The sequence below is a fragment of the Paraburkholderia fungorum genome (genome assembly GCF_003610895.1).
In the GTDB taxonomy this organism is placed as follows: Bacteria; Pseudomonadota; Gammaproteobacteria; order Burkholderiales; family Burkholderiaceae; genus Paraburkholderia; species Paraburkholderia fungorum_B.
The window spans coordinates 1-12628 of the sequence record NZ_MCAS01000047.1 but is presented as its reverse complement, the minus strand read 5'-3'; the positions used below and the strand labels follow the sequence as shown (position 1 = coordinate 12628).

11 protein-coding genes are annotated in these 12628 nt (G+C 64.2%); 9 read left to right on the top strand and 2 right to left on the bottom strand.

Translation table 11 applies throughout. The features are described from left to right. Positions 1-151 precede the first annotated feature (151 nt). On the bottom strand, positions 152-1711 hold the full coding sequence (locus BCY88_RS32930) for an ABC1 kinase family protein (RefSeq protein WP_120348299.1): 1560 nt from the start codon (positions 1709-1711) through the stop codon (positions 152-154). Between the two features lie 175 nt (positions 1712-1886). Here BCY88_RS32930 and BCY88_RS32925 point away from each other — a divergent pair, with 175 nt between their 5' ends. Then, positions 1887-2642, top strand: coding sequence for a DeoR/GlpR family DNA-binding transcription regulator (locus BCY88_RS32925; RefSeq protein WP_120348298.1), 756 nt, complete (start codon positions 1887-1889; stop codon positions 2640-2642). An 87-nt stretch (positions 2643-2729) separates the two neighbouring features. Here BCY88_RS32925 and BCY88_RS32920 read toward each other — a convergent pair whose 3' ends face one another. Then, positions 2730-3854 carry a 2-aminoethylphosphonate--pyruvate transaminase gene (locus BCY88_RS32920; protein WP_120348297.1) on the bottom strand — a complete coding sequence of 375 codons (1125 nt, stop codon included), beginning with the start codon at positions 3852-3854 and terminating at the stop codon, positions 2730-2732. Positions 3855-4205: 351 nt separating this feature from the next. Here BCY88_RS32920 and phnS point away from each other — a divergent pair, with 351 nt between their 5' ends. The 8 genes from phnS to BCY88_RS32880 all read left to right on the top strand — a co-directional run bounded on the left by phnS (position 4206) and on the right by BCY88_RS32880 (position 12417). Further along, complete coding sequence (gene phnS, locus BCY88_RS32915) at positions 4206-5297, top strand: 2-aminoethylphosphonate ABC transporter substrate-binding protein (protein WP_120348296.1); 1092 nt, start codon at positions 4206-4208, stop codon at positions 5295-5297. An 89-nt stretch (positions 5298-5386) separates the two neighbouring features. After that, the gene (gene phnT / locus BCY88_RS32910) at positions 5387-6487 is read left to right on the top strand and encodes a 2-aminoethylphosphonate ABC transport system ATP-binding subunit PhnT (RefSeq protein ID WP_120348321.1); all 1101 of its coding nucleotides are present in this window, start codon (positions 5387-5389) and stop codon (positions 6485-6487) included. Beyond that, positions 6465-7406 (top strand): 2-aminoethylphosphonate ABC transporter permease subunit, encoded by a 942-nt coding sequence (locus tag BCY88_RS32905; protein WP_120348295.1) that lies wholly within the window; start codon positions 6465-6467, stop codon positions 7404-7406. The genes phnT and BCY88_RS32905 overlap by 23 nt, the downstream gene beginning before the upstream one ends. Then, positions 7396-8259 carry a 2-aminoethylphosphonate ABC transport system, membrane component PhnV gene (gene phnV, locus BCY88_RS32900; protein WP_120348294.1) on the top strand — a complete coding sequence of 288 codons (864 nt, stop codon included), beginning with the start codon at positions 7396-7398 and terminating at the stop codon, positions 8257-8259. Before BCY88_RS32905 ends, phnV begins: the two co-directional genes overlap by 11 nt. A gap of 84 nt (positions 8260-8343) precedes the next feature. After that, positions 8344-9078 carry a phosphonate utilization associated transcriptional regulator gene (locus BCY88_RS32895; protein ID WP_120348320.1) on the top strand — a complete coding sequence of 245 codons (735 nt, stop codon included), beginning with the start codon at positions 8344-8346 and terminating at the stop codon, positions 9076-9078. 57 nt (positions 9079-9135) lie between these two features. Next, on the top strand, positions 9136-10401 hold the full coding sequence (gene phnA, locus BCY88_RS32890; protein WP_120348319.1) for a phosphonoacetate hydrolase: 1266 nt from the start codon (positions 9136-9138) through the stop codon (positions 10399-10401). Further along, positions 10398-11849, top strand: a complete 1452-nt coding sequence (phnY, locus tag BCY88_RS32885) for a phosphonoacetaldehyde dehydrogenase (protein WP_120348293.1) — start codon at positions 10398-10400, stop codon at positions 11847-11849. The genes phnA and phnY overlap by 4 nt, the downstream gene beginning before the upstream one ends. A gap of 4 nt (positions 11850-11853) precedes the next feature. Beyond that, a complete protein-coding gene (locus BCY88_RS32880; protein ID WP_120348292.1) occupies positions 11854-12417 on the top strand; it encodes a phosphonate degradation HD-domain oxygenase in 564 nt (187 codons plus the stop codon). The last annotated feature ends 211 nt before the right edge of the window (positions 12418-12628 follow it).

Genomic DNA, 12628 nt, shown 5'->3' with positions numbered 1-12628 from the left:
CGGAGTGGGGTGACGTGAAAAGCCGCCATCTTGCCGGGCCACTTGAGGCGCGTCTTGTTCGAAGCTGCAATCACGGGCGCGGGCTCAATGGCAGATTGCACGAACCAGGCCTCGACGCGTTCACCACCGCTTGAATGTCACCACATGAATATCACCACATCAACAAGACCGTCCCCGCGCCGAGCAGGCCGCCGCATACCACGCAGGCCCACAGCAACCTGCGCGTGCGCCGATATTCACGGCTGATGTCCAGCAACAGCTGCGCATTCTGCTGCGGCGTGCGGGCACGATCGTGTTCATGTTGCAGGTAGCGCACAGCCAGTTGCGGCACGCGCGGCAGCATATGCGCCAGATGCGGCAACTCGCGCGAGATGCGCTTGATCCAGCCGCGGTGATCCATGTCGCGCCGCGCGATTCCCGCCAGCACATTGCGGGCGACGTTCCACGTATCGACGCCCGGATGCAGCGCGCGCGCCAGCATCTCGGCCTGCTGGAACGAGCGCTGGGCGGTGGCGAGCCGGCCGGGCACGGCGCCGTCGAACGGGTGCACCGCGTGCAACAGATGATGAAACAGCGAACCCGCCGACCGGTCTTCCGGCTCGGCTGCGAAGTGAGCTTCGGCGCGGGTGCGCAATTCGGCTTCGAGCATCTCCGCGCGCGTGTCGTGCGGCACGTGCCCGGCATCGCGATGCAGTTCGGCAAGCCGGCCGTAGTCCTGGTTGAAGAGCGCGGTTGCGCCGTGCACGAAGAATTCGCGCTCGCCGGTCGACAGGCTCGACATGATCGAGAACTCCGCCAGCACAAGGCGTCCCAGCGTGTCCGGTTCGACGCTCACGCGCACCCGGCGTGCATCGAGTGTCGCGTGAAAGAAGCCGTGCTCGAATGCCTGTTCAGTGACCACCTCCACGATATGCGCGGCCAGCGGCGCGAGCTTGATGTGATGCGCGTGCAGGCCGGGGAGGTCGCTGGCGGGCAAGGTGCTGATGCGCTGCATCGTCAGCGTGTGATTGGTGCACAAGTCCCAGATGACGTTCGGCACGACGATGCGCCTGTCGCCGTCGAAGTGATGGCCGGTCTGGCTCAGATTGGCGGCTTCGGCACGCAGATCGAAGCGGCGCAGGATGTCGTCGGTGAAGGTTTGCGCCAGCGCACGCACTTGCAGGCGGCGAGCCGAGCCGGACAGTTTCTCCAGCCAGCGCGCGACCCAGCGCAGAAGTGCGAGTTCGTCGCCGATCTGCTGCAACTGATCGGCCCGCACCAGTTTGATGGCCACTTCGCTATGGCCGTTGACCGGCACGATGAGCCGCGCGAAGTGCGTCTGTTCGGCAAACCCGCCGCGCACCGGCACCAGGTCGACCGCGCTGAAAATCGTGGCAAGCGGCCGGCCGAATGCGCGTGCCAGAGCCTGTTCGGATTCCTGGGGCGGCAGTGGGGTCTCGAGGTGGTCGATGGCGTCGATGGCGTCGTGCAGCGTGCCGGTCGCGAGTTCGGGCCGTTCAGCCAGGGTCTGCGCGAAGCGGCTCGCGAGCGGTCCGAGCGCCGGCAGTACGCCGTGCAGGCGTTCGCGGCCGCCCCCGGACGCATGCACGCGGCCGACCAGCTCGATCATCCAGTGCAGCTTGTGCTCGGCTGGGGCGGCCAGCCAGAGCAGGCGTGCGCCGTAACGCAACGCGTGGAACAGCAACAGTAAGCGGCGAAACAGTGGCGGCATCGGTCGTTCGGTTGACAGGCTACTTACGGTATCGACAGGTGTCGGCGCTCGGCGAGACCTGTCAGGTTAGCAGGTAAGCGCGCGAGGGGGAGCATCCCCACGCCGCGCGTAATACAATACGCCGGCCTTCCACCCGTGGCGAAACCCAAGCGTGCCGGCTTCCGGCCCTCAACAGATGCTCGCAGAACAACGTCACCAATACATCCTGGCGCAAGTCGCCAAAACCGGCGCGCTCTCGGTTGCTGAACTGGTGCGCGAACTGAACGTGTCGCGCGAGACGATCCGCCGCGATCTGAACGCGCTGGCCGGGCGCGGTCTGCTGGTCACGACCCACGGCGGCGCGCTCTCGAGCGACCGGCGCGAGCCCGATCTCGATACGCGCGAAGCCGCCAACGCCGGCGCCAAGCGGGCGATCGGCGAGCGCGCGGCCGAATTCGTGCCGGACGGCGCCTCGCTGATCATCGATTCCGGCAGCACGACCCAGGCCGTGGCCCGGGCATTGCTCGACCGCCATCGCCTTTCGGTCTATACGAACGACTGGCGTATCGCGCTGCTGCTCGGCCGCCGCAACGACAACCGCATCACGCTGCTCGGCGGCGAGCTGTCGGATATCGAAGACGCCACCTTCGGCCTCGACACGGTCCATCAGTTGACGCAGTACCACGCGGACTTTGCCTTTATCGGCGCGGGCGGCATTTCGCCGGACGGCTACCTGACCGACTACAGCCGCATGGCCGCCGAAGTGCGCAGCCGCATGATCGCCGCCGCCGACACGGTGGTGGTGGTCGCCGATCACTCAAAGTTTGGGCGCGTGACGCCGGTGCGCATCAACGGCATCGAATCGGCTCGCTATCTGGTCACCGAACTGGCGCCGGAGAAGGCGCTCGGCAAGGCGATCACGGCGCACGGGCCGGAAATCCTGATCGCCTGAGCAGCCTTGGCGGCCAGCACACCGGGTGCATGAGAGCGAAAGCCTCGTGCACCTCAGCCGCCATGGGGCGCTGCATGGCATGGCACGTCACTTCACGCGAATCCCCAGCTGTTGCAGCGTACGGCCGATCGCCGCCACCGCGTTGTGCAGCTCGTTCGCATCGATCGCGCCGATGCAACCCACGCGGAACGTTTCCACTTGCGTGAGCTTGCCCGGATACAGCACGTAGCCGGCTTCGCGCACCGCAGCGTAGAAGTCCGGAAAATTCCATGCAGGATCGCGCGGCACGTGAAACGTGACGATCACCGGCGCCTGCACTTCGGGCTTCAGAAACGGCTCGAAGCCGAGTGCTTTCATGTCGCTTACCAGCGCCGCGCAGTTCTGCTGGTAGCGCGCGCCGCGCGCCGGTTGTCCCCCTTGCGCGACGAATTGATCGAGTGCCTGCCGCAAAGCCGCGACCACGTGAGTGGGCGGCGTGAAGCGCCACTGTGTCGTCTTCTCCATATAGACGTATTGATCGTGCAGGTCCAGCGCGAGCGACGGCGAGCGCCCCTCGCTCTGTTCCAGCACGCTGCGCCGCACAATCACGAAACCCATCCCCGGCACGCCTTCCAGACATTTGCCGCTGGCCGAGATCAGCGCGTCGATGCCGCCGCGCCGCAGGTCGATCGGCAAGGCGCCGAACGAGCTCATGGCGTCGACGATCAGGCTTTTGCCGTGCCGCTGACATACCGCGGCGATATCGTCGAGCGGATTGAGCAAACCGGTACTCGTTTCCAGATGGACCTGCGCGACGTGACTGATACGCGAATTGCGATTGAAGGCATCTTCGATGGCGGATGCGCTGACCGGCTCGTCCTCGCGCAGCGCCAGTTCGTCGTAAGCGATTCCCATACGCTGCAATATCCGGATCAGACGGGCACAATACGCGCCGTTGTTCGGAACCAGCACACAGCCTTGACGCGGCACCAGCGTGCCGAGTGCGGCTTCGACCGCAAAGGTGCCGCTGCCTTGAAGCGGCACGCACACATAGTCGTTTTCGCCACGGACGATCGTCACGAGCTCGGCGCACACGCTATGGGTCATGCGGTTGAACGCGGCGTCCCACGAGCCCCAGTCGCGCAGCATGGCCTCGCGGGTTTGCGGCGAGGTGGAGAGCGGCCCCGGGGTCAGCAGGATTGGGTCGTTTCCAAGAATCACACTAGCCTCCATCAGCAGATGAATGTCCGTCGCCCGGCAGGGCAACGAGAAGTTTAGTTTGGATGTTATTGGCGAATTGTGTCAATTTTTGGAATTTGCCAGAATAGTCATGGCGTTGTCATGGAAACCTGTAATCCTTGCTGTGCCCGTTCAGGCAAGGCTGGCAGCGCGAGTGTCGTAGGTGAGCTGTAAGTCAGGCTGGAGAAGAAGCGGCAAAGTTGTCAGCAATCTGCAATCCGCGCGAAACTGCATGACAACTGGCTGCGGGCAACACGCAAGCGGCACGGCGCGCACCGCCGTTCAATCACAACAGGTATCGGGTTATCCCGACCGTCTGGTTTTTTGCCTTTCGGAGAGAGCGACATGACAAAGACGAATTCCCTTCATGCCACGGTTGGCTTCGCACGCAAACTATTGCCGGCGCTGATCGCCGCGGCAGCGTTCGGCGGCACGGCGATGCAGGCTCACGCGGCCGACGCGGTGGTGCTGTACACCGCCGACGGCCTCGAAAACCTCTACAAGGATGTGCTGCCGGCCTTCGAAAAGAAGGAAGGCGTGAAGGTCAACATCGTCACGGCAGGCAGCGGTGAAGTGGTGAACCGCGCCACCATCGAGAAGGATCAGCCGAAGGCCGACGTGCTCGTCACGTTGCCGCCGTTTATCCAGCAAGCCGACCAGTCCGGCCTGCTGCAGGCTTATCAGAGCGCCAACTACAAGAACGTGCCGGCGATTGCCAAGGCGCCGAACGGTGCATGGGCGACCTTCGTGAACAATTACTTCTCGTTCGCGATCAACCCGGACGTCACGAAGAACCAGCCGAAGACGTTCGCCGATCTGCTGCACCCGGACTACACGGGCAAGGTCGCCTACTCGAACCCGGCCACGGCTGGCGACGGCATGGCCGTGATCATCCTGACCACGTCGCTGATGGGTGAAGACAAGGCGTTCGACTACCTGAAGAAGCTCGAAGAAAGCGCCAAGTTCCACACCAAGGGCACCGGCTACCTCGACGTGCTGCTCTCGCGCAACGAAATCGCCTTCGCCAACGGCGACCTGCAGATGGATCTGGACGACGCGGCCAATGGCGGCCTGTCGCTCAAGCCGATCTTCCTCGCAGCCAGCGCCGGCGGCAAGCCGACCACCTTCCAGCTGCCGTACGCGATCGGCCTGATCAAGAACGGTCCGAACCAGGCTGCGGGCAAGAAGCTGATCGACTACCTGATGTCGACCGACGTGCAAGCCAAGGTGCCGGACATCTTCGGTATTCCGGGCCGCACCGACGTGCCGCTCGCCGGCAAGAACGGCGAAGCAGTCAAGCAGGCGATCGCTGGCGTGACGCTGATTCCGGTGGACTGGACGCAGGTGATGGCGAAGAAGGCTGACTGGACGGCACGCTGGAAGAGCGACGTGATCGGTTCGTCGGGCAAGCAACTCGAAGTCGTCAAGCCGAAGTAAGCAGGACGGTTGGTCATTGAGTCAGGCGGCGCTTCCGGCATCCGTGCGGGGCGCCGTATCAGCATTAATCTAGTTGGAGGATGAACCCGGTGAATACGGCCAGTCTTGCTCACCCCGGCGCGCTCGGCGCCTCACCGGACGCGCTCGACGCCGCGCGTTCGAACACGCCGGGCGGCGTGCAGATCGACCATCTGAGCGTGCGCTTCGGAACGCGCACCGTGCTCGACGATCTGTCTCTGACCATTCAACGCGGCGAATTACTCACCGTGCTCGGCCGCAGCGGTTGCGGCAAGACCACGCTGTTGCGCTTCATTGCCGGGTTCATTGAAGCGGACGGACTGTCGGGCACCTTGACCGTTGCCGGTCACGACCTGACGCATGTGCCGCCGCATAAGCGCAATCTCGGCCTGCTGTTTCAGAGCTACGCGCTGTTCCCGCATCTGTCGGTGTTCGACAATGTGGCCTTCGGATTGCGCGCGCGCCGCACGGCGTCGAAAGATATCGCTCGACGGGTTGCCGATGCGTTGAAGCTCGTGCAACTGGGCGACGCCGGTCATCACATGCCCGCGCAATTGTCGGGAGGCATGCAGCAGCGTGTGGCTCTCGCGCGTGCGCTCGTGATCGAGCCCGACGTGCTGCTGCTCGACGAGCCGCTTTCCGCGCTCGACGCCAATCTGCGCGCTTCGGTGCGCTCCGAACTGAAGGCCTTGCACGAGCGCCTGCCGAATCTGACGATCGTCTGCGTGACGCACGATCAGGACGACGCGCTGGTGCTGTCCGACCGCACCCTGCTGATGCGCGAAGGCCGCATCGCGCAACTCGGCACGCCGCAGCAGTTGTACGACACGCCGAACGACGGTTTCGTCGCGCGCTATCTGGGCGCAGCCAATCTGCTGCCGCCGCAAGTCGCATTCGCCATGGACGACGTGCGCTACAACGAACGCGAACGGGTGGCCTGCCTGCGTCCGGAAGCGCTGCGGATCGTCCCGCTCGGTGAGGGACAGTTGCACGGCGCGATTACGTCGGTCGAATGGTATGGCGCGGTGTTGTCGGTGTCGGTCGTTCTGGACGCGATGCCCAACGAGCCCGTGCTCGTCACCATGCAGCGCGGCCAAGGCATGATGCCGGAGAAGGGCGCGCGTGTTTCCCTGCGTTATGAGGCTGACGATGTCGTCCTTATCAACCCCTGATACCCCCAATCCGCTCAACGCGGCCGCCGACGCCCGCCGCAGCGCGAGCGCGGCCTCGCACACGGCGGCGGTGAAGCGCCGCGAACGCGCGGCCCAATGGCACCTGCTGTTCCTCGCCGTCGTCGTGCTGGGGCCGCTGGTGATTTATCCGCTCGTGCGTCTGGTGCTGCTGAGTTTCACCGGGCCGCACGGGTTGAGCCTGCAGGCCTACTCGACGTTCTTCAGTAATCCGGAAACGAGCGGTGTGGTCGGCACGACGCTATGGATCCTGTTCGTGAGTGCCGGGCTTGCATCGTTGCTCGGCATTGGCCTTGCGGCGCTCCTGTTCTTCAAGCCGTTTCCCGGCGCCCGCATGGTCACCCGTTTCCTGGAACTGTTCGTCGCGTTCCCGTCGTTTCTGGTCGCCTTCACGCTGATCTTTCTGTATGGCTCGCAAGGCTCGGTCAGCATCGCCTTGCAGCAGCTGTTTCATCTCCAGGCGCCGCCGCTCAACTTCCTGTTCGGCGTGGGCGGCGTGATTCTCGCGGAAGTGGTCTTCTATGCGCCGTTCGTCGTGCGTCCGACGCTCGCTTCGTTCGCCACGCTCGACATGCGCCTGATCGAAGCCGCCCGCAGTCTTGGAGCCGGCGGCTGGATGGTCGCGCTCAAGGTGATTCTGCCGCTCGCGTGGCCGGGCATCGCCGCGGGCACGATCCTGTGTTTTCTGCTGACGCTAAACGAGTTCGGCATTCTGCTCGTGCTCGGCAGCGCGCATCTGATCACGCTGCCGGTCGCGATCTACAGTTCCGCGACCGTCGATCTCGATCTGCCGACCGCCGCCGCCGGCGCGGTGGTGATGCTGATCATGTCTTTGTCTCTGTACGCGTTGTACCGCCAGGTCAACCGTCGCAAGGTGAAAGGAGCGGGCCATGGCCGTTGAACTCGACCCGACTGTTTTGCCGGTCATGCACAAGAAGGCGCGGCCGGTGCGCCGCAGTCTGCCGGTGCGCGTGCTCGGCGGTCTGTTTCTCGGTTTTGCCGCGTTGCTGTGTTTCTGGCTGTTTGTCCTGCCGGTGCTGGTGGTCGCGCTCTCGAGCGTGGCCGGACACTGGTCGGGCACCATCTTTCCGGACAGCCTCAGCATGCGCTGGTTCGAGCGGCTTGGCTCCAGCGACTTCGACGCGCTGACAACCAGCCTCGAAGTCGGCATGGGCGTCGCCGTACTCGGCACGATTCTCGGACTGTGGTTGGCTCTGGCGCTCGAAGGCCGCGACCGGCGCGGTCTCGGCGCATTGGTCGACACCATCGCGATGATGCCCAACGGCGTGCCGAGCGTGGTGCTTGGGCTCGCCGTGTTGATCGCGTACCACAAGCGTCCGCTCGATCTGTCGAGCTCGGCGGCCATCGTCGTGTTCGTGCAGCTCGCGCTGGTGCTGCCGTTCTGCTACCGCTGCGCGGCCGCGGCGTTGCGCCCGGAACTGACCATTCTGCGCGAGGCGGCAGCGAGTCTGGGGGCGCCGCCCTCGATGGTGCTGCGCCGTGTCGTGCTGCCGCAACTGGTGCCGGCGATCCGCGCGAGCCTCGCACTCGGCTTCGCGCTCTCGCTCGGCGAACTCGGCGCCACGCTCACCGTGTACCCGCCGGGCTTCGCGACGGTGCCGATCGTCGTGGTCGGGCAGGTGGAGCGCGGTTACTACCTGCCGGCCTCCGCGTTGTCGCTGATTCTGCTGCTGGTCTCGCTTGCCGCGCTGTTGCTGATTGCGGCACGTGTGCCGCGTCGTCGAGTGGATTGACGGGCACTCTTTGATCGTTGTGTTTGTGTGCGCTTGCCGAGCGGCGGCGCGCAAACACATATCGATGTGGCGAAATTTGTCAAAATGACCGAAAATATGCAAACTGCTTCCGTCGACCCGATCGACGTTGTGCGTAGGCATTCGCTGACGACGTTGGTCCGTGACGAAATCGAACGGCACATCATCGAAGGAGCGCTCGCACCCGGCGACAAACTCAACGAAGCCGATTGGGCCACGCGTTTGCAGGTGTCGCGCGGGCCGGTGCGTGAGGCGTTTCGCGCGCTGGAACAGGCGGGCCTTGTGCGCACCGAGAAAAATCGCGGTGTGTTCGTGCGAACGGTGTCGCTGGCGGAGGCGGACGAGATTTATGCCGTGCGCGCGGTGCTCGAGGAGGCGGCGTGCCGGATGCTGGCTTCGCGTATCGATGCACGCAAGCTTGCCGGGCTGCGCGAGTGGCTGGACACGATGCGCGCGGCGCTCGACGCCCAGGATCACGATGCCTACGCGCGCGCCAATGTGGCGTTTCACGACGCGATCGTGGCGGCCTCGGGCAACGGCAAGCTGTATGAGACGTATCGAAGGCTGGTGGGCGAACTGAGCCTGTTTCGCCGTGCCGCGCTGGTGGTGCACGCCGACGCGATGGAGCGTTCGCTCGCCGAGCATCGCGCGATTCTGACCGCGCTGGCCTCGCGCGACGCGGAGCAGGCTGCGGCGTTGATGCACGCGCACGTGAATGGCGGCCTGCAGCGTGCGCATGAGGCGTGCGAGACGGCGCAAGTGCTGGGCGCGATGCAGGTGTCGGCGGTGTCGGGTGATTGAGGCTGGCCGCAACGGATTGATTGGAGCACACGTGCTCTCAACGCATGGAAGGTAATGATGGCAAATGCAAGCGAACGTACGATCGAAGTCAATGGCCGCGGCTACCGGCTGCCTGTGCAACCGACCGTCGTGGTGTGCGTCGACGGCTGTGAATACGATTACCTCGAAGCCGCCGCCGCAGCGGGCGTCGCGCCTTTCATCGGCAAGATGCTCGAAGGCGGCGCGGCCTTCAAGGGCGATTGCGTGATTCCGTCGTTCACCAACCCGAACAATCTCTCGATCGTCTGCGGCGTGCCGCCCTCGGTGCACGGGATTTGCGGCAACTACTTCTGGGACCCGGACGCGAACGGCGGCGAAGGCGCGGAAGTGATGATGAACGACCCCGCCTACCTGCGCGCGGGGACCTTGCTGGCCGCCGCGGCGCAAGCCGGCGCCGCGGTCGCCGTGGTCACCGCGAAAGACAAGCTGCGCCGGCTGCTCGGCTGGCAATTGAAGGGCATCTGCTTCTCGGCGGAGAAAGCCGACAAGGTGACTAGTGAAGAAAACGGCATCGACGAAGTACTCGACCTGGTCGGCTTGCCGGTGCCGGATGTGTATAGCGCGGGGTTGTCCGAATTCGTGTTTGCCGCCGGCGTGCGGCTGGCTGAAACCCGCAAGCTTGACCTGATGTATCTGTCGACCACCGATTACATCCAGCACAAATGGGCGCCCGGCACCGAAGGCGCGAACGCCTTCTACGCGATGATGGACCGTTACCTCGCCAGGCTCGACGCGCTCGGCTGGGTGATCGGCCTGACCGCCGACCACGGCATGAACGCCAAGCACGACCCGAAGACCGGCGAGCCGAACGTGATCTATCTGCAGGATGTGCTGGACGATTGGCTGGGTGGCCGCCGCGCCCGTGTCATTTTGCCGATTACCGATCCCTATGTCGTGCATCACGGCGCGCTCGGTTCGTTCGCGACGATTTACCTGCCGCACGACGTGAGCGTTGCACAGGTGATCGGGCGGATCAGCGTTTTGCCGGGGATCGAAGTGGTGCTCGACAATCGCGCCGCATGCGAGCGCTTCGAGCTGCCGAACGACCGCGTGGGCGATATCGTCGTAGTCAGCACCCGGCACGTGGTGCTCGGCACGTGTCGCGATGAGCACGATCTGTCCGGGCTGACCGTGCCGCTGCGTTCGCACGGCGGGATCTCCGAGCAGGAAGTGCCGCTGCTGTTCAATCGCCGCGTCGAAGCGTTGCCCGCCGGTAAGGACGGCAAGCGGCTGCGCAACTTCGATATCTTCGACGTTGCATTGAATCACGTGTCGGCATCATGAACGCCGTGCTGCGGGATCATCCGGCATTCCGGGCCGAGGCGTTGCGGCTCAAGGGCGAGCGCGCGAGCCGCCCGCGCACGCTCGACGTGCTCGATCCTTTTAGTGGGACGCGGGTGGGCACGGTCCCGCTGGCGAGCGTCGACGACGTGCGCGCCGCGTTCGAATACGCCGCCGCGTATCAGGCGAAACTCACACGCTACGAGCGTTCGCAGATTCTCGAGCGCGCGGCGGCATTGCTGCGCGAGCGGACCGAGGAAGCCTCGGACCTGATTTCGCTCGAGTCGGGTTTGTCGAAGCAGGATTCGCGCTACGAGATCGGCCGCGTCGCCGACGTGTTCAAGTTCGCCTCGATCGAGGCCTTGCGCGACGACGGGCAGAGTTTTTCCTGCGATCTCACGCCGCATGGCAAGCCGCGCCGTGTGTTTTCGCAGCGTGAGCCGCTGGCGGGCGTGATCGTGGCGATCACGCCGTTTAACCACCCGATGAACCAGGTCGCGCACAAGATTGCGCCGGCGGTCGCGACGAATAATCGGGTGCTGCTCAAGCCGTCGGAGAAGGTGCCTTTGTCGGCGTTCTATCTGGCGGACATTCTTTATGAAGCGGGTTTGCCGGCGCCGATGCTGCAGGTGCTCACCGGCGATCCGCGCGAAATCGCCGACGAACTGATCACGCATCCTCTGGCGGAACTCGTGACGTTCACGGGCGGCGTGGCGATTGGCAAATATATCGCGGCGAAGGCGGCCTATCGGCGCGTCGTGCTGGAGCTGGGCGGCAACGATCCGCTGATCGTGCTCGAAGACGCCGATCTCGAGCGTGCGGCGACGCTTGCCGTACAGGGCTCGTATAAGAACTCCGGGCAGCGGTGTACGGCAGTCAAGCGGATGCTGGTGCAAAAGAGCATCGCGGCTGACTTCACCGATCTGGTCGTGGAGAAGACGCGCGCCTGGACCTACGGCGATCCGTTCGACGCAAGCAATCAGATGGGCACCGTGATCGACGCCGCCGCCGCGCAGCTATTCGAAGCGCGTGTGAACGAGGCGGTAGCGGCCGGCGCGCGCCTGCGAATCGGCAACCAGCGTGACGGCGCGCTTTACTCGCCGACGGTGCTGGATGGTGTCGACCCGTCCATGACGCTGGTGCGCGAGGAAACGTTCGGCCCGGTGTCGCCGATCATCACCTTCGATACGCTCGACGACGCTATCCGTATCAGTAACGGCACGCCGTTCGGGTTGTCATCCGGGGTGTGTACGAACCGGCAGGATGCGATCACACGTTTCATCAACGAATTGCGGGTTGGGACAGTCAACGTGTGGGAAGTGCCGGGTTACCGGATCGAGCTGACGCCGTTTGGCGGCATCAAGGATTCCGGGCTCGGCTATAAGGAAGGTGTTCAGGAGGCGATGAAGAGCTTCACCAACCTGAAGACCTTTTCATTACCGTGGGAGTAACAGCGTGGCATTGAGTCTGAACGACATCCGTTCGTTGTTTGAGCAATATGGCAGCCTCGCCTATAGCGGCGAGCCGGTGACGCAGCTTGAGCATGCGTTGCAAAGCGGCGCGTTGGCGGAAGAGGCGGGGGCCCACGAAGAGCTCGTTGCCGCAGCGTTTCTGCATGACCTTGGCCATCTGCTCAATCTGCAAGGCGAGACGCCGACGGAGCGGGGCATCGACGATCTGCATCAGTATTTCGCGCTGCCGTTCTTGCGGCCGGTGTTGTCGGACGCGGTGTTGGAGCCGATCCGGCTGCACGTCGACGCCAAACGCTGCCTCTGTGCGATCGACTCTACGTACTTCGGCCAGCTTTCCGCCGATTCGGTGCGCAGCCTGGAATTGCAAGGCGGCATCTTCAGCAAGGAGGAGGCTGAGACGTTCCTGCAGAAGCCCTACGCGGAAGACGCATTGCGTCTGCGCAGGTGGGACGATCGAGCGAAAGAAGAGAACCGTGCAACGCCGAGCCTCGATCATTATCTGGGCGTCGTCGAGCGTGTGATGATGCAAAAGCGCGTGGCCGCGTGAATGAGGTAGTTCCCAGTCGATCCTGCGGGTGAGCCTGCTGCGGCACTTGTTGTGCCGCTCATTCATTTCAGATCATTTCAGTTTTTGCGCCCAATTTTTGCACCAGTCCCGGCGCAATCCATAGGTATCAAAATAACGCTTGCAAGGCCCGGTCTGGCTCGCTAGAATCTCGCTCTTTCGTGCTCCGGACGCCGGGGCACGGGAAGCGGGA